Source organism: Paracoccus zhouxuedongae (assembly GCF_041927815.1).
Classification (GTDB): domain Bacteria; phylum Pseudomonadota; class Alphaproteobacteria; order Rhodobacterales; family Rhodobacteraceae; genus Paracoccus.
This window is the reverse complement of sequence record NZ_JBHFHM010000005.1, coordinates 93,392-113,231: the sequence shown is the minus strand read 5'-3', so window position 1 is coordinate 113,231 and position 19,840 is coordinate 93,392. Positions and strand designations below refer to the sequence as shown.

Below are 19,840 nucleotides of genomic sequence, written 5' to 3'. Positions count from 1 at the left end.
CCTTGCGGGCGGCAGGGATGTGTGATCCCGCCGCCCGGCGTGCTTACTTGCCGCCCTTGGCCCAGGCGGCGATTGCGTCCAGCGCATGTTCGGCACTGGCAATCGATGGCGTGGTGACCTTGCCCGAATCCATGAAGATCAGTCGCCCTTCGCGCGCGGGGGTCAGGAACACCTCCCATCCCGGCAGAAGCTGATCCAGCGCGGCGCGCGCACCGGCGGCATCGCGCCCCTCGGCGTTATAGGTGTTCAGCACCACCAGCAGATCGGGGTTCATCTGGCCGAAAACCTCGGGCGAGAGCGGCACCAGCAGAGTCGAGCCCATCCCCTTGATCGGCGTCTCGCCGCCCGGCGTCAGGCGGCTGTAGCCCAGATCCTCAAGCGCCTGCACGGCGCCGGACATGTCGCCCACGGCGTTGACCTGATCGGTCAGCACCACCGCAAGATAGGTCTTGCCCGCCGTGTCGGGCAGCACCGCGCGCGTGGCATCAAGCCGGGCGCGATAGGCGGCCAGGCGGGCATCCAGCGCCGCGCCCTGGTTCAGCACCGCCGCCAGCGCCAGTTCGACGCCAAAGCCGTGAACCTTGCCGGTCGAGACGTTTTGCAGATAGACCGGCGCGATCTTTTCCAAAGGCGCCACAAGGTCGGCCTGATGTTCGATCCCGACGATCAGGTCGGGGGCGAGGGCGCGCAGCTTTTCCAGATCGGGACTGCCGGCAGCGCCGAAGCCCGGACTTTGGGGCGCGCGCGTCCCCAGCACCTCGGCGTAGAAATCGACCGACATGCCGGGGCTGCCGTCATCCTGGCGCACATAGGTGCCGACCGGCGCCACGCCCAGATCGGCCACCGGTACGCCCAGAAGCGGTTCGTGCAGCACGACGATGCGGGCGGGTGTGTCGGGGATGGTGACCTGGCGGCCGGTGTCGTCGGTGACGGTTCGGGTGGCGTCGGCCAGCGCCGGGGTGGCGCAGCCAAGCGCGGCGGCAAGACACAGGGCAAGCGGGCGCATGAGGTTCCTTTCGGGTCAGCGTGGGGACAGGCGCGACAACGCCCGCAGGCGCAGCGCAAGGATGAACAGCGGCACCCCGATCAGGGTCAGCGACAGGCCGATGGGCAGCGCGAAATGGGTCGGGCTGGCGCGGGTCAGCGTGTCGGCGGCGATCACCAGCACGCCGCCGGTCAACCCCGACAGCACCAGCCGCATCCGGCCGCTGGCGCGGCTGATCGCGCCGCCCAGATGCGGGGCCATCACCCCAAGGAACGCCAGCGGCCCCACTGCCGTCACCGCGGCCGAGCTGAGCAGCACCGCCGCCACCAGGATCGCCGGTTTTGCCCAGCCCAGCGGGGCGCCCAGCGACAGCGCCATGGCATCGCCCAGATCCTGCACCCGCGTCACCCGCCCCAGCACCGCCACCACCGGCAGGCTGACCAGGCACCACGGCGCCAGTGCGGCGATGGTCGCGGGCGTGGCCTGAAACAGCGACCCCGCCATCCAGGATGACACCGCGTATGAAGTCTCGGGCGGCAGATACAGCACCAGCATGGCGGTCAGCGGCGACAAAGTGGTTTCCACCGCGATGCCCATCAGCAGCAGCGCCAGGCCATCGGTGCCGGTGCCGCCGCCTCGGGTCAGCGCGATCAGCACCGCCGCCACCGCCAGCCCGCCCGCCATCGCCGCAAGCGGGATCAGCGCCAGCGGTGCGGCGGGGGCCACGAACAGCAGCAGCAGGATGGTCAGCATCGAGCCCTGGCTAAGCCCCAGCAGGCCCGGATCGGCCAGCGGGTTCTGCGCCAGCGATTGCAGCATCGCCCCGGTCAGTGCCACGCACCAGCCGGCCATGAAGCCCAGCACGATACGGGGCAGGCGCACCTCGGCCAGGGCAAAGGCGGCATCGGCGGATGAGGGGCGGGCCAGATCAGCCAGCGTGACCGGCGTGGCGCCGGTTGTCAGCGCCAGCAGCGTCAGCCCCAGGCCCGCCGCGATCAGCGCCGCCGCCGCCGCCAGATTGGCCAGCGGCAGCGCCATCCCGCCGGGCAGCCGCAGCGCGGCGCGCCGATCGGTGGTGCGCACGACGGTCATGCCGCCACCGCCCGGCCTGCGGGGCGCAGATAGTGCCGCCGCACGATGACGGCAAAGGCAATGCCGCCGATCAGATCCAGCATCAGCCCGGTGGCGATGACACTGGGCGCAAACAGGCTGCGTGCGGAGATGTCGGCGGCCAGGCAGGCGCAGGCCCCGGTCACTGCCGCGACCGGCAGCGCGCGGCCATAGGCCGCCCCGGTGAAGGGCCGCACCAGATGCGGCACCACCAGCCCGACGAAGCCGATCGGCCCGCAAACCGCCACCGCCGAGGCCGCCGCCATCACCGCCGCCGCCAGCGCCAGCGCCTCGGTCCGCTGGACATTGACGCCCGCCGAGGCGGCCTTGTCCGCACCCAGCAGCATCAGCGTCAGCGGCCGTGACAGCGCCGCCAGGACAAGCAGCGCCGCCGCCCCGATCCACCAGAAGGCCGCCAGCCGCGCCGCATAGACATGGTTGATGTTGCCCGCAGCCCAGGCCAGGAAATCCGTCCGCCGTGTCGGGTCCGACAGCAGCAGCGCCTGCGCCAGGCCCATCAGCAGCATCGACACCAGCGCCCCTGCCAGGATCAGCGCCAGCCCGCGCTGGGCGCCGCGCCCGATCCCGGCCAGCCGCGCCACCCCCAGGCTCGCGGCAAATCCGACCGCGCCCCCTGCCAGTGCCGCCAGCCCCTGCGCCATCATCCCCAGGCCAAAGCCGAACACCGACACCAGCACTGCCAGCATCGCCCCGGCATTGACACCCAGCGTGGTCGGCGCGGCCAGCGGGTTGCGCGTCAGCCCCTGCATCACCAGTCCGGCGGCGGCCAGGCAGGCCCCGGCATGGATCGCCATCAGCACCCGTGGCAGGCGCTGCGTCGCCACGACGATCTGGGCATAGTCCTGCGGGTCGGGCTGCCGGAGCGCGGACAGCACCTGCGACGGGCCGACCGTCAAGGCCCCCAGCGACAGCGACAGCCCCGCCAACAGCGCCAGCACGGCCAGCACCACCAGAAGCGGGATCAGGCCGCGCCGGATCATGCCCGCGCCGCGCCCTGGGGGCGGTGATTGGCCGGGCCTCGGTCGGCAAGCTGCGGCAGGCACAGGGTACGCCCGTTGTGGCGCAGGATCTCGGCGTCGAAACCAAAGACGCGCGCGACATTGGTGGCGGTCAGGGTGGCCTCGACCGGGCCGGCCACCTCGGCCCGGCCGTCCTTCATCATCACCAGATCATCCGCGAACCCACTGGCAAGGTTCATGTCGTGCAGCACGCAGACCACCGTGCGCCCGTGGTGCAGGGTCAGGTCGCGCACCAGCGCCAGGACGTCATATTGATAACGCATGTCCAGGTGGTTGACAGGCTCGTCCAGCAGCATCAGCGGTGCGTCCTGCGCCAGGACCAGCGCGATCCAGGCGCGCTGGCGCTGTCCGCCGGACAGGGCATTGACCGGACGATGCGCCAGATCGGACAGGCCCACCGTCGTCAGCGCGGCACGAAAGCGGGCGCGGTCGGCGGCATCCGGCCCGCCGAACAGGCCGCAGCGGGCATAACCGCCCAGCTCGACCAGCTCTCCGACGCTCAGGTGGTCGGGGCAATGGCTGTCTTGCGGCAGATAGGCCACGCGCCGCGCCAGCGCCGGGCGCGGCAAGCCCCGGATCGGCTGATCATCCAGCCGGATCGCCCCCGCCGACAGTGGCACGAACCCCATCACCGCCCGCAGCAGGGTGGACTTGCCGCAGCCGTTCGGCCCCACCAGCGCCGTCAACCGCCCCTGTCGCACCCGTGCCGAAAAGCCGTCCAGCACCCGGTGCGCGCCAAGAACAGCGGTCGCCCCGTCGATTTTCAGCATCCGCCTGCATCCCGAGCATGAATCATACAAAAACGCTAAGGTATTGCCGCCCCAAGGTCCAGAGCGCGGCGGTGCCGTCGAGAAATAAACCAGCGCATCACTGATCGGCGGCCATTGAAGCCTTGCCCCGCCGATCCGGCGGCGCAAAGCCTTGGACGGGATCTCGTGCGCGATGACCGCTTCATCGCCGATGACACGCCCGCTAAGGGCCTGCTTGTGCCGAACGGCGAACCACCCTGACCAACGGCACACAACGGGGGTCATGCCGCAGGGTCTAAAGGGCGCCCTGCTGGCCTGCCTGTGCCCCTACGCATCGCGTATGACCATCTTACAGGCCGTCGGGCGCGGCCCTACATGAGTCACATTCATATTTTCATCCAGAACTATGAATATTCTTTGCCTTTGCTTGCCGTGCTATGTCGCCCCGACCGTCGTTGCCGGATTTGGAGCCTTGCCGTGAACCACCCCATCAGACCGATCCCCGCCGAAGCGGCGGCGCTTGAGGCGCTGGCGCGGCAGCGCATCCTGATCCTTGACGGGGCGATGGGCACGCAAATTCAAGACCTTGGCCTGTCCGAGGACGACTATCGCGGCGCGGGCGGCTGTGCCTGCGCGCATCACTCGGACCATCCGCAAAAGGGCAACAATGACCTGCTGATCCTGACCCAGCCGGACGCCATTGAGGAGATCCACTTCCGCTATGCCATGGCCGGGGCGGATATCGTCGAGACCAACACCTTTTCCGCCACCACCATCGCGCAGGCGGATTACGGGCTGGAAAAGGCGATTTTCGACCTGAACTCGGAAGGGGCGCGGATTGCGCGGCGGGCGATGGATCGGGCAACCGAGATCGACGGGCGGCGGCGTTGGGTGGCCGGTGCGATCGGCCCGACCAACCGCACCGCCAGCCTGTCGCCCGATGTGAACAACCCCGGCTATCGTGCCGTGACCTTTGATGATCTGGCCGATGCCTATGGTCAGCAGATCACCGGCCTGATCGCGGGCGGCGCCGATCTGATCCTGATCGAGACGATCTTTGACACGCTGAACGCGAAGGCGGCGATCTTTGCCTGCCTGAGGACGTTTGCAGCGATGCGCGTCGCGTTGCCGCTGATGATCTCGGGGACGATCACCGATGCGTCGGGGCGCACGCTGTCGGGGCAGACGCCGACCGCCTTCTGGCATTCGGTTGCCCATGCGCGGCCCTTTACGGTGGGGCTGAACTGCGCGCTGGGCGCCAGTGCGATGCGCCCGCATCTGGCCGAACTGGCGGGCATCGCGCCGACACGGATCTGCGCCTATCCGAATGCCGGGCTGCCCAATGCCTTTGGCCAATATGACGAAACCCCTGACCAGACCGCAGCGCAGGTCGCCGATTTTGCCCGCGAAGAACTGGTCAATATCGTCGGCGGCTGCTGCGGCACGACGCCCGACCACATCCGCGCCATTGCCGATGCCGTTGCCCCGTTCAAGCCGCGCAAGGTGCCCGCATGAGCCGTTATCTGCGTCTGTCGGGGCTGGAGCCGTTCGTCCTGACCCCCGATATCCCCTTTGTGAACATCGGCGAGCGCACGAACGTGACGGGCAGCGCGAAGTTCCGCAAGCTGATCGTGAACCGCGACTATGCCGCCGCGCTGGAGGTTGCGCGCGATCAGGTCGAGAACGGCGCCCAGATCATCGACATCAACATGGATGAGGGCCTGATCGACAGTCGGCAGGCGATGGTCGAGTTTCTGAACCTGATCGCATCCGAACCCGACATCGCCCGCGTGCCGGTGATGATCGACAGCTCCAAATGGGACGTGATCGAGGCTGGGCTGAAATGCGTGCAGGGCAAATCGGTCGTCAACTCGATCAGCCTGAAAGAGGGCGAGGAGGCGTTCCGCCACCACGCGGGCCTGTGTCTGGCCTATGGCGCGGCGGTGGTGGTCATGGCCTTCGACGAGACGGGGCAGGCCGACACATTCCAGCGCAAGACCGAGATCTGCGCGCGGGCCTATCGCATCCTTGTCGACGAGATGGGCTTTCCGCCCGAAGACATCATCTTTGACCCCAACGTCTTTGCCGTCGCCACCGGGATCGAGGAACACGACAATTACGGCGTCGATTTCATCGAGGCGACGCGCTGGATTCGCACCAATCTGCCACATGCCCATGTGTCGGGCGGGGTGTCGAACATGTCGTTCAGCTTTCGCGGCAACGAGCCGGTGCGCGAGGCGATGCACGGGGTGTTTCTGTTCCACGCCATCAAGGCCGGGATGGACATGGGGATCGTCAACGCGGGCCAGCTTGCGGTTTACGACCAGACCGACCCCGACCTGCGCGAGGCTTGCGAGGATGTGGTCCTGAACCGCATTCCGAAGGCCGGCGGCAGCGCCACGGAACGGCTGCTGGAGATCGCCGAGCGCTTCAAGGGCGGCGTTCGCGAGGAAAAGGTCCGCGATCTGGCCTGGCGCGACTGGCCGGTGGAAAAGCGGCTGGAACATGCCCTGGTCGGTGGCATCACCGAGTTCATCGAGGCTGACACCGAGGAGGCCCGACAGGCCGCCGCGCGCCCGCTGGATGTGATCGAAGGCCCGCTGATGGCGGGGATGAACGTGGTGGGCGATCTGTTCGGCGCGGGAAAGATGTTCCTGCCGCAGGTGGTGAAGTCGGCCCGCGTGATGAAACAGGCCGTCGCCGTTCTACTGCCCTACATGGAGGAGGAAAAGCGCCTGTCGGGCGACGGCGGTCGGCAATCGGCGGGCCGCATCCTGATGGCGACCGTCAAGGGTGATGTGCATGATATCGGCAAGAACATCGTCGGCGTCGTTCTGGCCTGCAACAATTACGAAATCATCGATCTGGGCGTGATGGTGCCGCCGCAAAAGATCCTTGAGGTCGCCAAGGCCGAAAAGGTCGATGCGATCGGGCTGTCGGGCCTGATCACCCCCTCGCTGGACGAGATGGTGCACCTGGCCTCCGAGATGGAGCGCGAAGGCTTTGCCATGCCGCTGCTGATCGGCGGGGCGACGACCTCGAAGGTGCATACGGCCGTGAAGATCGCCCCGCGCTATTCCGGGCCTGCGGTCTATGTGCTGGATGCCAGCCGTGCCGTGGGCGTTGTCGGTGCATTGCTGTCGGACACCCAAAGGGCGGATTATGTCGCGGGCATCCGCGCCGACTATGCCGAGGTGGCCGAACGCCACGAACGGGGTGAACGCGCCAAGGAACGGCTGCCGCTGGCCGCCGCGCGGGCCAATGCGCTGAAGATCGACTGGACGGGTTATCAGGTGCCCGCACCGTCGTTTCTGGGTGCGCGGGTGATTGATGACTGGGATCTGGCGGACATCGCCCGCTATATCGACTGGACCCCCTTCTTCCGCACATGGGAACTGAAGGGCGTCTATCCCAAGATCCTTGATGATCCCAAACAGGGCGAGGCCGCACGCGCGTTGTTCGCCGATGCGCAGGCCATGCTGCAACGGGTGATCGACGAACGGCTGTTCGGGCCGCGCGCGGTGGTCGGCTTCTGGCCCGCCAATGCCACGGGCGACGACATCCGCCTGTTCACCGGCGAGGATCGCGGCCAGACGCTTGCCACGCTGCACAGCCTGCGCCAGCAGCATTCCAAGCGTGAGGGGCGCCCGAATGTCGCGCTGTCGGATTTCGTCGCGCCCGAAGGGGTGGCGGATTACGTCGGCGGATTCGTGGTGACCGCCGGCCCCGAGGAGGCGGCCCTGGCCGAGGCCTATGACCGTGCCAACGACAATTATTCCGCGATCCTGATCAAGGCGCTGGCCGACCGCGTGGCCGAGGCGATGGCCGAAATGCTGCACCAGCGGGTGCGGCGTGAGCTTTGGGGCTATGCCCCCGACGAGGGTTTCGCCCCCGATGAGCTGGTGGGTGAGCCTTATCGCGGCATCCGCCCCGCGCCGGGCTATCCGGCCCAGCCCGACCATACCGAGAAGCTGACCCTGTTCCGCCTGCTGGATGCCGAGGCCGCGACCGGGGTGCGACTGACCGAAAGCATGGCGATGTGGCCCGGGTCGTCGGTCTCTGGCCTGTATATCGGTCATCCCGACAGCTATTATTTCGGCGTCGCCAAGGTCGAACGCGATCAGGTTGCCGATTATGCCACGCGCAAGGGCATGGACCTGGCCGAGGCTGAACGCTGGCTGGCGCCGATCCTGAATTATGTCGTGCCCGCAACCCGTCGTGACGAGGCGGCCTAGCGATAGCGCGTATCGCAGGACGCACGGCAGGTTGAGGCTGCCGGGCGAAGGCGGTCGTGGCCCGCGCCGCAGCGGCATCATCGCGGGCCACCCGGTCGGAAGCGGGGCGCACCGTTCCCCTCAGGCCTGCCAATCCGGCGCAACCGAGGCCGCGATGCTTTGATCCAGCGCCTCGAAGGCGGCAAGGCCGATGGTGTCATACAATTCCTGGCGGGTCTGCATCTCGGGGATCATCGCGGTGGTCGCCCCGTCGCGGGCAAGGGCCGCGTAAAGACGTTCCTGCGCCTTGTTGGCGACGCGCAGCGATGACACCGGCCAGATCACCATGTCATAGCCCAGGGCCTCGAACTCGGCGGCGGTCAGCGCCGGGGTGCGGCCGAACTCGGTCATGTTCGCCAGCAGCTTGATCCCCGGCAGCGCCGCCCGCACCTGTCGGAACATCTCGACCGAGGTCAGCGCCTCGGGGAAGATCGCATCGGCCCCGGCCTCGACATAGAGCCTTGCGCGGGCGATCGCGCCCTCGACCCCCTCAGAGGCCGCCGCATCGGTGCGGGCGATGACCACCAGATCACGCGCCGCGCGGGCCGCCGCCGCGACCTTGGCGGCCATGTCCGCCGCCGGTGCCAGCTTCTTGTCGTTCAGATGCCCGCACTTCTTCGGCAGAAGCTGGTCTTCCAGATGCACCGCGCCAGCCCCCGCGTCTTCAAAGGCGCGCACCATGTGCATGACGTTCAGCGCCTCGCCATAGCCGGTGTCGCCATCGACCAGCACCGGCAGGCCCGAGGCGCGGGCGATCTGGCGGATGAAGAAGCACACCTCGTCGATGGTGATGATGCCCAGATCGGGCAGCCCCATCGAGGCGGTCATCGCCGCCCCCGACAGGTAAAGCGCATCAAAGCCCGCTGCCTTGGCCTGCAACGCCGCCTGACCGTTATGGGCGCCCGGCACGCGCAGGATGCCGGGTTCGTCCAGCGCCCGGCGAAACCGCAGGCCGGCGCTTTCCAGGGGCAGGTCATCGGCAATCAGATAGGTCATGGCGTCACTCCGCTGCGGCAGACAGGAACAGGCCGCGTTTGTCCAGCGGCACGAAGGCGCGGTTGTCCGGGCCGATGTAATGGGCCGAGGGCCGGATGATCTTGTTGTCGTGGCGCTGTTCGATCACATGCGCGCCCCATCCCGCCGTGCGCGCGATCACGAAGATCGGCGTGAACATGGCCGTCGGCACCCCTAGCAGATGATAGGAAACGGCGGAATACCAGTCGAGGTTGGGAAACATCTGCCGGGCATCCATCATCACCGCCTCGATGCGTTCGGCGATGGCGAACATCTTGGTCGCGCGCGCCTGATCCGACAGCGCCTGGGCGACGCGCTTGATGACCACGTTTCGCGGGTCCGAGACGGTATAGACCGGGTGGCCGAAGCCGATCACCACCTCTTTGCGCGCCAGCCTGTCGCGAATGTCGGTTTCGGCATCGTCGGGTGTGGCGTAGCGTTTCTGGGTCTCGAAGGCGACTTCGTTCGCCCCGCCGTGCTTTGGCCCGCGTAACGCGCCGATCGCCCCGGTCACCGCCGAATAGACATCAGATCCGGTCCCGGCGATGGACCGCGCGGTAAAGGTCGAGGCGTTGAATTCATGCTCGGCATAAAGGTTCAGCGTGGTCTGCATCGCCCGCACATGATCGGCAGAGGGCGCCTGCCCGTGCAGCAGATGCAGGAAATGCCCGGCGACAGAGCTGTCCTCGGTCTCGACCTCGATCCGGCGGCCATTCTGGGCATAGTGATACCAGTAAAGCAACATCGAGCCCTGCGCGGCGATCAGCCGGTCGGTGATGTCGCGGGCGCCGGGCGCGTTGTGATCGGCCGCCTCGGGCAGGGCGCAGCCCATCGCCGACACGCCCGATCGCAGCACATCCATCGGATGCGCGGCGGCCGGGATCGCCTCCAGCGTCTCGCGCACCGCTTTGGGCAGTCCGCGCAGGCCGCGCAGCTTGGCGCGATAGGCCGCCAGTTCGGCGGCATTGGGCAGATGCCCGTGGATCAGCAGATGCGCCACTTCCTCATAGTCGCAGGCCGCGGCCAGATCGAGGATGTCATAGCCGCGATAATGCAAGTCATTGCCGCTTTGGCCGACGGAACACAGCGCGGTATTGCCCGCCGAGACGCCCGAAAGCGCCACCGATTTCTTCGGTTTCCGAATCTCGCCGCTCATGCCTTCCCCCCGTCAAAGATGCCCCGAGGACGCGGGGTGCCAAGTTTGTCGGCATCCACCGCAAAGTTCAGCCGTCCCAGATCGCCCGGTCCCAGATCGGCCAGCCCCTCGGCTGCGTCGAGGAAGCGCTGCTGTTCGGAAGCGCCAAGCACGCCGTCCGAAAGGGTCAGGAACTTGCGCACATAACTGGCGCGCCCGAACGGGCGCGCGCCGTCCGGGTGGGCATCGGCCAGCGCCAGTTCGTCAACGATCCGCGACCCGTCATCCAGCGTGACCGTCACCCGCCCGCCAAAGGCCCTCTCCTTGGGATCAGGGGCGTGATAGCGGCGCGTCCATTCGGCATCCTCGGCGGTTGCGATCTTGTGCCACAGCGCCACGGTCGAGGGCCGCTGTGCGCGCTCTGGCGCATAGCTTTTCTCGTGGTGCCAGCCGCCATCCTCAAGCGCGACCGCGAAGATATACATGATCGAATGGTCTAGCGTCTCACGGCTGGCACGGGGATCCATCTTTTGCGGATCGTTCGCGCCGGTGCCGATCACATGATGGGTGTGGTGCGATGTCTCGATCAGGATCGAGCGGACGCGTGACAGATCCCCGATCTTCGGACCCATCCGGCGCGCCAGGTCGATCAGCGCCTGGCTTTGGTATTCGGCGGAATGTTCCTTGGTATAGGTGTCCAGAATGGCGCGCTTGGCCTCGCCCGGTTCGGGCAGCGGCACATGATAGACCGCCTCGGGTCCGCCCAGCAGCCAGGCGATGAAGCCGTCCTCGCCCTCCCATGCGGGGCTGGGCGCGCCCTCGCCGCGCATCACGCGGTCGACGGCCTCGATCGCCATCTTGCCGGCAAAGGCGGGGGCGTAGGCCTTCCACGACGAAATCTCGCCCTTGCGGCTTTGGCGGGTGGTGGTGGTGACATGCAGCGCCTGCTGGGTGGCCTGATAGATCACCTCGACCGGCAGTTTCAGCGCCGTGCCGATCCCGGCGGCGGCTGACGGGCCAAGGTGAGCGATATGGTCGATCTTGTGCGCGTGCAGGCAGATGCCCTTGACCAGATCAACCTGGATCTCATAGCCGGTGGCTAGGCCGCGCAGCAGATCCGCTCCCGACAGCCGGCAATGCTGCGCGACGGCCAGGATCGGCGGAATGTTGTCGCCGGGGTGGGAATAATCGGCGGCCAGGAAGGTGTCGTGGAAATCCAGTTCCCGCACCGCCGTGCCATTGGCCCAGGCCGCCCATTCCGGGCTGATCCGCGCATCGCCCATACCAAAGACCGTCGCACCGGGCGTCATCGGGTGGCACAGCGCCTGCGTCCGCGCCGTGGCGACCGGGCGGCGCGCGACCGAGGCCGCGGCGACGGCGGCATTGTCGATCACCCGGTTGATGATCATGTCGGCCACATCGGCATCGACGGCGACCGGATCGGCGGCCACCTCGGCGATCTTCCACGCCAGTTGATCGGCGCGCGCCAGGTGCTCGGCTGATCTGTAGGTGCGAACGTCATGCATCTTCATGCGATGTCTCCTGTCCTTGAATGTTCGTTGCGATGGCGCGGGGGCGGCCGGATGCGTCCACCGCCACCATCTCGAACCGCCCACTCAGCACCGCGCGGCGCTGGCCGGTGGCCATGTCCTCGGTCTCGCCGGTGACGGTCACGCTCATCGAGCTGCGCCCGATCCGGATGACCGTCGCACGCAATTCCAGCATCTCGCCCACCCGGATCGGGGTCGCGAAATCAACCCGGTCCGACCGCGCCATGACCACCGCCCCACCTGCCCGCCGCGTTGCTGCAACGAAGGCGGCCTTGGCCATCAGCGCCAGGGCATTCCCGCCAAACAGCGTCGCGTAATGGTTCGCGCGCTCGGGGAAGATCATCTCGATCATCACCGTGGTGGGGGCTGTGCTGTCGGGTTCGGTCTGTGTCATCGGCACCTCCGCCAATCTTCGCAAGATGGGCAGGCAGACCTTTTCACAATTCACATGATCTGCTAAACTACTGAAATAGAATATATTTGTGAATTGACCGGAGACGGTTTGCGAAGTTTGCGAAAGGCAAGAAGATGAAGAAGCCCTTCATGGGCGTGCGCCTGCGCCGACTGCGCGAGGAACACGCCATGACCCAGGTTGCACTGGCGCGCGCGCTTGAGATCAGCCCCAGCTATCTGAACCAGATGGAGAAGAACCAGCGCCCGCTGACGGTCAAGGTGCTGCTGCGACTGAACGCGATCTTCGGGCTGGATGTGCAGCTTTTCTCGGAATCCGAGGAGGCCCGGCTGATCCCCGAGCTGCGCGCCGCGCTGGCTGATCAGGGCGCAGGCGCGTCGATGGCCGAGCTGCGCGAGCTTGCGGCGAACATGCCCGGCGTGGCCCGCACCATCATCTCGATGCACGCGCGCCTGCGCGAGGATGCCGAACGGATCGACCTGATGAACGGGCGGATCCTTGGCGGCTTCGGCGCCCCGGCCCCGTTCGAGGCGGTGCGCGACTGGTTCTATGAGCAGCGCAATTACATCCCCAGTCTGGATGAGGCGGCCGAGGCCGTCGGCTGTGGCCTGCGCCCCGGACGCATGGCCGAGGGTCTGATCGACCGGCTGGCCGGGCGCCATGGCATCCGCGTTGCGGTCGACGACAACACCAGCGCGCTGCGGCAGTTCGATGCGGGGGCGCGCGTGCTGCACCTGTCGGCGCGGCTGTCTGCGGGCCAGCGCGCCTTTCAGATCGCCACCCAGATCGCGTTTCTGGAACACGGCGCCGAGATCGACCGGCTGACCGCCGATGCCGGGATGGAAAGCGACGAAGGGCGCGACCTGCTGCGGATCGGCCTTGCGAATTACTTTGCCGGGGCGCTGATCCTGCCCTATGGCGCCTTCATCGCCGCCGCCGAGGCCGAGCATTATGACATCGAACTGTTGGCGCGGCGCTTTGGCGTCGGTTTTGAAACGACCTGCCACCGGCTGTCCACACTGCAAAAGCCGCAGGCGCGCGGGGTGCCGTTCTTCTTCATCCGGGTCGACCGGGCCGGCAATATCTCGAAGCGGCAGTCAGCGACGGATTTCCATTTCAGCCGGATCGGCGGCTCTTGTCCGCTGTGGAATGTCTATGAGGCGTTTTCGCGCCCGGGCGAGCTGCTGACCCAAGTGGCGCAGATGCCTGACGGACGGTCCTATCTGTGGGTGGCGCGCACCGTCAGCCATGGCGCGGGCGGCTATGGCGCGCCGGTCAAGCGGTTCGCCGTCGCGCTTGGCTGCGACCTCGCCCATGCCGACCGGCTGGTCTATGCGCGCGGGATCGACCTGCGCAACCCGTCGCGGGCAACGCCGATCGGCGCGGGCTGCAAGATCTGCGACCGCCCCGCCTGCCCGCAACGGGCCTTCCCCATGGCCGGCCGCGCGCTGCGCCCCGATCCGAACCGATCGCGCTTTACGCCCTATTCCAGCGACTGACCGAACAGCGCCCCCCGCCGAAGGGAGGCGTGATGTCTTGCCCTGCGGTCTTTGGGCAGCCGATCCCCTTGCCGCGCCCGGAACGGCTGCCAAGCCTCACGACAGCACCCGCCAGGGGATCAGCACCGGCTGCTGTTCATGTCGGGCGCTGTAGGGTTCGACGCCGTAGACGCCGCGCAGGATCGCTGGCGACAGGGCGGTGTCGGGCGGCCCCTCGGCAACCAGGCGACCGTGATCCAGAACGGCGACGCTGTGACAAAACCGCGCCGCCAGGCCAAGGTCATGCAGCACGCAGACCACCGCGGTGCCGGAATCCGCCGCCGCACGCAGCAGGGCCATGACCTCAAGCTGATGACGCGGGTCCAATGCTGAAATCGGCTCGTCCGCCAGCAGAACCCCGGCGCCGACGGCCAGCGCACGGGCCAGCAGCACGCGCGCCCGTTCGCCGCCCGAAAGGGCGCTGACCGGGCGGTCGGCCAGGTGGGTGATGTCGGTCTGCGCCATGGCCTGCGCCACCGCTGCCGCGTCAGCAGGGCTTGCGGCGGCAAAGGGGCCACGATGCGGCAGGCGCCCCAGGCCGACGACACGGGCCACCGGCACCGGCCACACCGTCTGATGACCCTGGGGCAGATAGGCGACGCGGCGGGCGCGTTCCTGCGTGTCGAACTGGGCTAGCGGGCGACCGTCCAGCCGAACCGCCCCGCCCGCCAGCCCGATCAACCCCAGGGCCGCGCGCAACAGCGTGGACTTGCCAGCCCCGTTCGGCCCGACCAGCGCCATCATCTGCCCCGGTTGGATCGTCAGGCTGACCTTGTCGATCACCCGCTTGCGATGCAGGTCGACACAGACGTCTTCCAGCGTCAGCCCGTTCACCATGTCTGGTCCCTCAGCCGGAAAATCAGCAAGAAAAAGAACGGCGTGCCGATCAGCGAGGTGACGATGCCAAGCTGCAACTCTGGTCCGATGGCGATCAACCGCACCAGGATGTCGGCCGCCAACAGCAGCGCCGCGCCCCCAAGCGCCGCGGGCATCAGTAGCCGGGCAGGCGCGTGGCCGACCAGTGGGCGCAAAAGATGCGGCACCACCAGCCCGACGAAACCGACCGACCCTGCAACGGCCACGCCCGCGCCGACACAGAGGCTGACCCCGATGACGATCTGCGCGCGAACCCGGTTCAGGGATACACCCAGCGACCGGGCCGCGTCCTCGCCCAGCGTCAGCGCCTCAAGCCCGCGCCCCGACAGGGCCAGCAGCAGCGAGCCGGTGGCGATGAAAGGCGCCGCCAGACCCAGGTCGTCCAGCGTTCTGTCTTTCAGCGAACCCATCAGCCAAAAGGCAATTTCGCTGATGGCCCAAGGGTTTGGCGACAGGTTCATCGTCAGCGAGATCAGCGAAACCGACAGTCCGCCGATCGCCACACCGACCAGCAGCAGTGTCAGACGCTCGGCGCCGCGCGCGGCCAGCAGCCACAAGATCAGCGTCGCGGCCATCGCGCCGCCTAACCCGCCTGCGGGCAGCGCCCACGGCAGCACCGCCGCCCAGCCGGTATAGATCGTGATGACCGCCCCAAGCGCGGCGGCGGAACTGACCCCGATCACCCCCGGCTCGGCCAGCGGGTTCAGGAAAAGACCCTGCAAGGCGGCACCCGACAGCCCCAGCGACCCGCCGATGATCAGCGCCAGCGCGGCGCGCGGCAGGCGCAATTCCTGCACGATGGTCACGACCTGCGGATCGGCGCGCCCCAGCAGCCCGGCAAGCGCCTGACCGGCGGAAATGTCGACATAACCCACCGTCAGCGACCAAAGAAGAAGCGCGCTGCATAGCACGGCCAGAGCCGCCGACAGCGGGATTGTCAGATCGCGGCGCAGCCCGGCGCGCATGTCGGCGGCCATCATCGCGTGCCCTCCGCGAACATCGGCCGCCCGGCGGCCAGGATCGAAGCCGCCTCGGCCACGACCGGGTGATCGCAAGGCCAGTATTCGCCCGGCACGGTCAGAGCCTCGCCAGCGGCACTGGCACGGGCCAGCACCGGGTTGCGACCCAGCGTCCGGCGCACGGATAGCTGCTGATTGTCGAAATAGGACAGCACATACCCCTCGGGTGGGGACATGACGACCTGTTCCAGCGGCACGCCGCCCCAGCCGGGCGGGCCGGTCCTTGCTTGCAGATTATCATATCCTGCCGCCGTCATCACCGCGTCCACGATGGTTCCGGCCCCGGCGCCGCCACCGTCGGGGCGGTAATAGATCACCAGCGGCCGGTGGCTGCCGGCGGGCGGGGCGAGTTCGGCCAGTCGCGCGGTGAATGCCGCCGCCATGGCCTCGCCGCGCGCGGCCTGGCCAAAGCCCGCGCCGATCGTGGGTGCCTTGGCCGCCAGCGAGGGAAGGTCGCTGACCATTTCAAGCGCCATCTCGGTGATGCCAAACTGGTCCAGCACACGGCGCATCTGGGTCGGCGTTCCGTGGCTTGTCACCACCAGATCCGGCTGGGCCACCAGCAATTCCTCGACGCTGCCGCGGTTTTGCGGCAGGCCGCGCGCCTGATCGGCCAGCGCCGACCAAGGCCCGGTCGCGTCCTTGGACAGGCTGACGATCTGGTTGCGGTCGGCCAGCGACAAGGCCCAGAGATCGCCGCAAAGAGACGTCGAGGCGATACGCGGGAAGTCCTCTGGCCCGGCGAGTGCCGGACCAGACCACGCCAGCCAGATCGACGCCACAAGGCGCGCTGCCGGTGTCATGTGCGATAGCCCTTGCTTAGCCGGTCGGGCCCGCCGTCATCCAGACCGATATAGGTGCTGCGCACATGATCCCATGTCGCCAGCCGGTCCCAGTCGGGCGTCTCGGCCAGCCGGTCGTCGGGGGTGATGAAGGGGTTGGGGAAAAACAGGCTCAGCGCCGGTTCGCCCTTGCCGTTCTCCATCCGAAAGCCCCAGCTGCGCGGGTGGCCTTCGGGATCAAGGCTGCGGAAGAACTCGGCCTTGCCGGGGCGACGTTGGGCGACCAACGCCTCGCCGCCCTGGCGCAGCGCGCCTTCATTGCGGCCGATACACAGGTGGAAATGCCCGTTCAGCCCGTAGAACACCGTCAGATACCCGTCGTTGAGGCTGATCCGCTCGGGTTTTCCCGGTGGACGCAGTTCATAGGCCGCACCCTCGATGATCGGGCCGAAGCACAGACCCTGCCAGTGATTGTCGAACATGTCGGTCAGAAAGTCGTTCAGCCACTGCTGATCCAGGGGCGCCGGCCAGCGATCTTCGGTGGCGCGGCCATCGTCGTTCAAGGTCTGCTCATGTTTCAGCATCATTTCCCCTCCAGCCCGATGCGGATGCCGGCATAAGGGCTGCGCTCGGGCGTGCGATAACCGGAATAGGTCTCATATCTGCGGTCGAAGACGTTCTCGATACGGCCATAAAGTTCGGTGCGCTCGCTCAGCTTGTGGCTGGCGAACAGGTCCACCACGCCGTAGCCGGAGACATGCTTGCCCCAGCCGCTGACCGTGGCCGCATCGTTGCCGCTGGCATAGCGCAAGCGCCCGGTGACCGACCAGGGATCGGCGGCATAGGTGACGCTGAAGGTGCCGGTGTGCTTGGGCATCCCGCGCCAGGCGCCGGTCAGATCGTTTTGCGACAGCAGATAGGTATGGCTGGCCGCAAGTGTCCAGTTCGGCGCCAGCTCCGCCGACAGGCCAAGTTCCAGCCCGCGTTCCAGCGTTGCCCCAAGGTTGTAATAGCCCTTGGTCCCGCCGGGCCGATCCCCCCACGCGATCTTGTTGCTGACCTGGTTGCGAAACAGCGTCGCGTTGAGCTCGCCCCAGGGCAGATAGACATCCGCGCCAAGGTCAAAGCCGCGGCTTTCCTGTGCCGTCAGGTTGGGGTTGCCATAGGTGGGATCGAAAAGCTGATAAAGGCTGGGCGACTTGGCACCTGTCCCGGCACTGGCGCGCAGCTTGATGTCGGTCTGGCCATAGCTCAGCAGATGCGCGCCGGTGACGCGCCAGGTCTCGAACGAACCGAACCGGTCGTTGTCATCCCGGCGCAAGGCCAGCGTCACGGTGTTGCGGTCGTCCGGCGTATAGGCGATTTCGGCAAAAGCGGCGGTCGTGCGGTTGGACGCGATGAAGTCGCCGCTGAAATTGGTCGCCTGCCGGGTCTTTTCCGTCTCGCGCGCCAGACCGCCGACCACTGACCAGGTATCGTTCGGCTTCCATGTCACGTCATAGCCAAGGCTGGTCATCAGGCCGTCATAGACGTCGCCGACCGACGCCCGCGAATGGCCGGTGTGATAGCTGCGCACCGCCGAATAGCGGCCCGCGTGCAGCGCATGCCGCCATCGGCCATCGGCGGTTTCATGCGTCAGGCGCAGGCCCGCGCGCCATTCATCCTTGTCCACCGTGTCAAGCTTGCCACCGGGGCGGCTGTCATAGGCCGACCAAGTATCACTGGTCATGCCCGAAAACTCCAGCCGGGTTGCGGGCGCGATCTGCCAACCCAGGACCGCGCTGATGCCGTTGCCTCGATAGGGACTGTCCACGTTCGAGGCGATCTTGATCGGCGGCCCGTCGTAATGCGTGCTGTAGGCCGTCAGCCGGGCGTCCATCGCGCCGTGTTTCCACATCAGGGTGGCGTTGCCGCGCTTCGATCTGTGCGGGCCGACCTCGGCATCCGCGCTGAGCCGCCAGCCATCCGTATCGGCGCGGCGGGTGATGATATTGATGACCCCGCCAATGGCGTCCGATCCGTAAAGCGACGACTGGTTGCCGCGCAGCACCTCGATCCGCTCGATATCGGCGGCGCTGAGGTGATCGAACTGGAACGCAGTTGACGCGGCGGAGGGATCGGCCACGCGCACGCCATCGACAAGGACCAGAACCTGATCATTGTCCGACCCGCGAATGCTGATCGAGGTCCAGACACCCGGACGATCCTGCGATACCTGCACGCCGGGAACGTCGCGCAGCGCATCGGTGACGCGGCGGTTCTGCTCGCGCACGACACGATCGCGATCAACCACGGTTGCGGCGCTGCCGACCGCGCGCGTCGGCAGGTCGGTGCGCGAAGCCGTGATCACGATCGTGTCGAGTGTGGTCCGGTTGTCCTGCGAAAGCGCAGGCTGGCTCAGCGCGGTTGCGCCCAGCAGGAAGGTAGCAAGGGAAAGGCGGCGTAGCTGCATCTGCGGCGGTCCTTGGCGTCTCGGGGTTGAAAGCCGGATGCGAAGGCCGTGGGGCAGGACAAGCCTGCCGGATTACCGCTTGATACTGTCAGTCCTGAGAGCATTACAACGCCGCCTTCGATCCACTCATGGTGTCACCGCTGGCGGAAGACCGCTCCCTTGGCTGAACCCGGCCGCGGGTTGGGCAACGCAGATGGCAGGTCTCCTGGCTTCCGGGTCTTCGCGGGGCCGCGCCTTCCCTCGGATCAACCGAAGTGGCAATTGCGGTCCGCTTACCGGTTACAGTTGCGGGCACAGCTGCGGATTCGGCATGAAGCCCCACCGCATTCCCTTTTCACCCCGAAGGGCACCATCGAAGATTGCCTAGCAGAGACGGGCGTTGATAGGCAAGCGGGGATGGCGCGTTGGCGGCAACAGCGCGGCGTCGTGGCTGGCGAGCTATCCGCCCTGCGATCCCTGGCGGCGCTTTCGTGCGTAAAGCTCTAACCGGTGCCATTCGATTTCATAGCCCAGTTCGGCTGCGATCTCGTCCTGAAGGCGTTCGATCTTGTCGGACCGGAACTCGATCACCCGGCCGGTGTCGAGGTCGATCAGGTGGTCGTGATGGGCACGGTCGGCCAGTTCATAGCGTGCCCCCGCGCCGTCGAAATCGTTGCGCAGCACCGCGCCGGATTTTTCAAGCGCCGCCAGCGTGCGATAGACCGTGGCCTGCGACACGCTGGCATCCTGCTGGCGGGCGCGGGTCAGGATGTCCTCGACGCGGGGGTGGTCGCGGGCCTCGCGCAGAACATGCAGGATCGCCAGCCGCTGCCGGGTGATGCGCAGCCCGTCAGCGCGCAGATCGGTTTCCAGATCGTCAAGGTTCTTGGCCATGGCTGGATCATAGCCCCCGCCGCAATCGCCA

At 67.2% G+C, this 19,840-nt stretch carries 17 protein-coding genes and 1 riboswitch; of the genes, 3 read left to right on the top strand and 14 right to left on the bottom strand.

Annotated features, from left to right (window positions below):
* Window positions 1-43: 43 nt before the first annotated feature.
* Genes ACEYYA_RS07840 through ACEYYA_RS07825 form a run of 4 tightly spaced genes read right to left on the bottom strand, consistent with a single transcriptional unit; the run spans window position 44 to window position 3,905 of the window.
* Complete coding sequence (locus ACEYYA_RS07840; protein ID WP_374799335.1) at window positions 44-1,006, bottom strand: ABC transporter substrate-binding protein; 963 nt, start codon at window positions 1,004-1,006, stop codon at window positions 44-46.
* Between the two features lie 15 nt (window positions 1,007-1,021).
* The gene (locus ACEYYA_RS07835) at window positions 1,022-2,077 is read right to left on the bottom strand and encodes a FecCD family ABC transporter permease (RefSeq protein WP_374799333.1); all 1,056 of its coding nucleotides are present in this window, start codon (window positions 2,075-2,077) and stop codon (window positions 1,022-1,024) included.
* Entirely contained in the window at window positions 2,074-3,096 is a 1,023-nt protein-coding gene (locus ACEYYA_RS07830) for a FecCD family ABC transporter permease (protein ID WP_374799331.1), read from the bottom strand. Before ACEYYA_RS07830 ends, ACEYYA_RS07835 begins: the two co-directional genes overlap by 4 nt.
* Window positions 3,093-3,905, bottom strand: coding sequence for an ABC transporter ATP-binding protein (locus ACEYYA_RS07825; RefSeq protein ID WP_374799329.1), 813 nt, complete (start codon window positions 3,903-3,905; stop codon window positions 3,093-3,095). The genes ACEYYA_RS07830 and ACEYYA_RS07825 overlap by 4 nt, the downstream gene beginning before the upstream one ends.
* Before the next feature lie 354 nt (window positions 3,906-4,259).
* Here ACEYYA_RS07825 and ACEYYA_RS07820 point away from each other — a divergent pair, with 354 nt between their 5' ends.
* The gene (locus ACEYYA_RS07820; RefSeq protein WP_374799327.1) at window positions 4,260-5,399 is read left to right on the top strand and encodes a homocysteine S-methyltransferase family protein; all 1,140 of its coding nucleotides are present in this window, start codon (window positions 4,260-4,262) and stop codon (window positions 5,397-5,399) included.
* Complete coding sequence (gene metH / locus ACEYYA_RS07815; RefSeq protein ID WP_374799325.1) at window positions 5,396-8,119, top strand: methionine synthase; 2,724 nt, start codon at window positions 5,396-5,398, stop codon at window positions 8,117-8,119. Before ACEYYA_RS07820 ends, metH begins: the two co-directional genes overlap by 4 nt.
* A 120-nt stretch (window positions 8,120-8,239) precedes the next feature.
* On the opposite strand, the gene prpB is transcribed toward metH, so the two are convergent.
* From prpB to ACEYYA_RS07795, 4 genes are read right to left on the bottom strand one after another with little or no spacing between them, the layout of a single operon-like run.
* The gene (prpB, locus tag ACEYYA_RS07810; protein WP_374799323.1) at window positions 8,240-9,154 is read right to left on the bottom strand and encodes a methylisocitrate lyase; all 915 of its coding nucleotides are present in this window, start codon (window positions 9,152-9,154) and stop codon (window positions 8,240-8,242) included.
* A 4-nt stretch (window positions 9,155-9,158) separates the two neighbouring features.
* Window positions 9,159-10,328 carry a bifunctional 2-methylcitrate synthase/citrate synthase gene (gene prpC / locus ACEYYA_RS07805; RefSeq protein ID WP_374799321.1) on the bottom strand — a complete coding sequence of 390 codons (1,170 nt, stop codon included), beginning with the start codon at window positions 10,326-10,328 and terminating at the stop codon, window positions 9,159-9,161.
* Window positions 10,325-11,839: an MmgE/PrpD family protein gene (locus tag ACEYYA_RS07800; RefSeq protein ID WP_374799319.1), complete on the bottom strand. Its 1,515-nt coding sequence runs from the start codon at window positions 11,837-11,839 to the stop codon at window positions 10,325-10,327. The genes prpC and ACEYYA_RS07800 overlap by 4 nt, the downstream gene beginning before the upstream one ends.
* Window positions 11,826-12,251, bottom strand: a complete 426-nt coding sequence (locus ACEYYA_RS07795) for an acyl-CoA thioesterase (RefSeq protein WP_374799317.1) — start codon at window positions 12,249-12,251, stop codon at window positions 11,826-11,828. The genes ACEYYA_RS07800 and ACEYYA_RS07795 overlap by 14 nt, the downstream gene beginning before the upstream one ends.
* A gap of 134 nt (window positions 12,252-12,385) precedes the next feature.
* Between ACEYYA_RS07795 and ACEYYA_RS07790 the strand changes: the two genes are divergently transcribed.
* A complete protein-coding gene (locus ACEYYA_RS07790) occupies window positions 12,386-13,768 on the top strand; it encodes a short-chain fatty acyl-CoA regulator family protein (protein ID WP_374799315.1) in 1,383 nt (460 codons plus the stop codon).
* A 96-nt stretch (window positions 13,769-13,864) separates the two neighbouring features.
* On the opposite strand, the gene ACEYYA_RS07785 is transcribed toward ACEYYA_RS07790, so the two are convergent.
* The 6 genes from ACEYYA_RS07785 to ACEYYA_RS07760 form a co-directional block, all read right to left on the bottom strand.
* Entirely contained in the window at window positions 13,865-14,644 is a 780-nt protein-coding gene (locus ACEYYA_RS07785) for an ABC transporter ATP-binding protein (protein WP_374799313.1), read from the bottom strand.
* Entirely contained in the window at window positions 14,638-15,663 is a 1,026-nt protein-coding gene (locus ACEYYA_RS07780) for a FecCD family ABC transporter permease (protein ID WP_374799311.1), read from the bottom strand. Before ACEYYA_RS07780 ends, ACEYYA_RS07785 begins: the two co-directional genes overlap by 7 nt.
* On the bottom strand, window positions 15,660-16,505 hold the full coding sequence (locus ACEYYA_RS07775; protein WP_374799309.1) for an ABC transporter substrate-binding protein: 846 nt from the start codon (window positions 16,503-16,505) through the stop codon (window positions 15,660-15,662). The genes ACEYYA_RS07780 and ACEYYA_RS07775 overlap by 4 nt, the downstream gene beginning before the upstream one ends.
* Window positions 16,502-17,071 carry a DUF7676 family protein gene (locus tag ACEYYA_RS07770; RefSeq protein WP_374799307.1) on the bottom strand — a complete coding sequence of 190 codons (570 nt, stop codon included), beginning with the start codon at window positions 17,069-17,071 and terminating at the stop codon, window positions 16,502-16,504. Before ACEYYA_RS07770 ends, ACEYYA_RS07775 begins: the two co-directional genes overlap by 4 nt.
* The gene (locus ACEYYA_RS07765) at window positions 17,068-18,936 is read right to left on the bottom strand and encodes a TonB-dependent receptor plug domain-containing protein (protein ID WP_374799305.1); all 1,869 of its coding nucleotides are present in this window, start codon (window positions 18,934-18,936) and stop codon (window positions 17,068-17,070) included. The genes ACEYYA_RS07770 and ACEYYA_RS07765 overlap by 4 nt, the downstream gene beginning before the upstream one ends.
* A gap of 178 nt (window positions 18,937-19,114) precedes the next feature.
* Window positions 19,115-19,305, bottom strand: a riboswitch (cobalamin riboswitch).
* Between the two features lie 69 nt (window positions 19,306-19,374).
* Entirely contained in the window at window positions 19,375-19,809 is a 435-nt protein-coding gene (locus tag ACEYYA_RS07760; protein ID WP_374799303.1) for a Fur family transcriptional regulator, read from the bottom strand.
* Between the last annotated feature and the right edge of the window lie 31 nt (window positions 19,810-19,840).

What these genes read in the sequence shown, in the direction of transcription:
- ACEYYA_RS07840 (WP_374799335.1), bottom strand. Translation starts at nt 1,006, where the DNA reads ATGCGCCCGCTTGCCCTGTGTCTTGCCGCCGCGCTTGGCTGCGCCACC.
- ACEYYA_RS07835 (WP_374799333.1), bottom strand. Translation starts at nt 2,077, where the DNA reads ATGACCGTCGTGCGCACCACCGATCGGCGCGCCGCGCTGCGGCTGCCC.
- ACEYYA_RS07830 (WP_374799331.1), bottom strand. Translation starts at nt 3,096, where the DNA reads ATGATCCGGCGCGGCCTGATCCCGCTTCTGGTGGTGCTGGCCGTGCTG.
- ACEYYA_RS07825 (WP_374799329.1), bottom strand. Translation starts at nt 3,905, where the DNA reads ATGCTGAAAATCGACGGGGCGACCGCTGTTCTTGGCGCGCACCGGGTG.
- ACEYYA_RS07820 (WP_374799327.1), top strand. Translation starts at nt 4,260, where the DNA reads ATGAGTCACATTCATATTTTCATCCAGAACTATGAATATTCTTTGCCT.
- metH (WP_374799325.1), top strand. Translation starts at nt 5,396, where the DNA reads ATGAGCCGTTATCTGCGTCTGTCGGGGCTGGAGCCGTTCGTCCTGACC.
- prpB (WP_374799323.1), bottom strand. Translation starts at nt 9,154, where the DNA reads ATGACCTATCTGATTGCCGATGACCTGCCCCTGGAAAGCGCCGGCCTG.
- prpC (WP_374799321.1), bottom strand. Translation starts at nt 10,328, where the DNA reads ATGAGCGGCGAGATTCGGAAACCGAAGAAATCGGTGGCGCTTTCGGGC.
- ACEYYA_RS07800 (WP_374799319.1), bottom strand. Translation starts at nt 11,839, where the DNA reads ATGAAGATGCATGACGTTCGCACCTACAGATCAGCCGAGCACCTGGCG.
- ACEYYA_RS07795 (WP_374799317.1), bottom strand. Translation starts at nt 12,251, where the DNA reads ATGACACAGACCGAACCCGACAGCACAGCCCCCACCACGGTGATGATC.
- ACEYYA_RS07790 (WP_374799315.1), top strand. Translation starts at nt 12,386, where the DNA reads ATGAAGAAGCCCTTCATGGGCGTGCGCCTGCGCCGACTGCGCGAGGAA.
- ACEYYA_RS07785 (WP_374799313.1), bottom strand. Translation starts at nt 14,644, where the DNA reads ATGGTGAACGGGCTGACGCTGGAAGACGTCTGTGTCGACCTGCATCGC.
- ACEYYA_RS07780 (WP_374799311.1), bottom strand. Translation starts at nt 15,663, where the DNA reads ATGATGGCCGCCGACATGCGCGCCGGGCTGCGCCGCGATCTGACAATC.
- ACEYYA_RS07775 (WP_374799309.1), bottom strand. Translation starts at nt 16,505, where the DNA reads ATGACACCGGCAGCGCGCCTTGTGGCGTCGATCTGGCTGGCGTGGTCT.
- ACEYYA_RS07770 (WP_374799307.1), bottom strand. Translation starts at nt 17,071, where the DNA reads ATGATGCTGAAACATGAGCAGACCTTGAACGACGATGGCCGCGCCACC.
- ACEYYA_RS07765 (WP_374799305.1), bottom strand. Translation starts at nt 18,936, where the DNA reads ATGCAGCTACGCCGCCTTTCCCTTGCTACCTTCCTGCTGGGCGCAACC.
- ACEYYA_RS07760 (WP_374799303.1), bottom strand. Translation starts at nt 19,809, where the DNA reads ATGGCCAAGAACCTTGACGATCTGGAAACCGATCTGCGCGCTGACGGG.